This window comes from Shigella sp. SIG6 (assembly GCF_053555815.1).
This window is the reverse complement of the sequence record NZ_JBQZXC010000298.1, coordinates 1-693: the sequence shown is the minus strand read 5'-3', so window position 1 is coordinate 693 and position 693 is coordinate 1. Positions and strand designations below refer to the sequence as shown.

The following is a 693-nucleotide window of genomic DNA, read 5'->3' as shown; positions in this document are numbered from 1 at the left end:
CGAGAATAGAGGCCGATACGGATACCGTAGGGTAACGCTGTCTCTTCATCGAGAAGGGAAACAGATTAACCATAAAGCTGTTCAGCGCCTGATGGGAACCCTCTCACTTAAAGCAGCGATTAAGGTCAAGCGATACCGCTCTTACAGAGGAGAGGTAGGGCAAACCGCCCCTAATGTTCTCCAAAGAGATTTCAAGGCTACGCGGCCAAACGAGAAGTGGGTTACCGATGTTACTGAATTTGCAGTCAATGGGCGCAAGCTGTATTTGTCTCCAGTAATAGATCTCTTCAACAACGAAGTTATTTCTTACAGCCTTTCGGAAAGACCTGTGATGAACATGGTTGAGAATATGCTCGATCAGGCATTCAAAAAGCTTAATCCTCACGAGCATCCTGTTCTGCACTCTGACCAGGGATGGCAGTATCGTATGAGAAGATATCAAAATATCCTTAAAGAACATGGTATTAAACAAAGCATGTCCAGAAAAGGCAATTGTCTGGATAATGCTGTGGTGGAGTGTTTCTTTGGAACCTTAAAGTCGGAGTGTTTTTATCTTGATGAGTTCAGTAATATAAGCGAACTGAAGGATGCTGTTACGGAATATATTGAATACTATAACAGCAGAAGAATTAGCCTGAAATTAAAAGGTCTGACTCCAATTGAATATCGGAATCAGACCTATATGCCTCGTGT

The 693-nt window shown here is 42.7% G+C and carries 1 pseudogene; it reads left to right on the top strand.

Annotated features, from left to right (window positions below):
- A pseudogene (locus ACUU1M_RS20470) lies at nucleotides 1–693 on the top strand (IS3-like element IS150 family transposase); the annotation flags it as partial.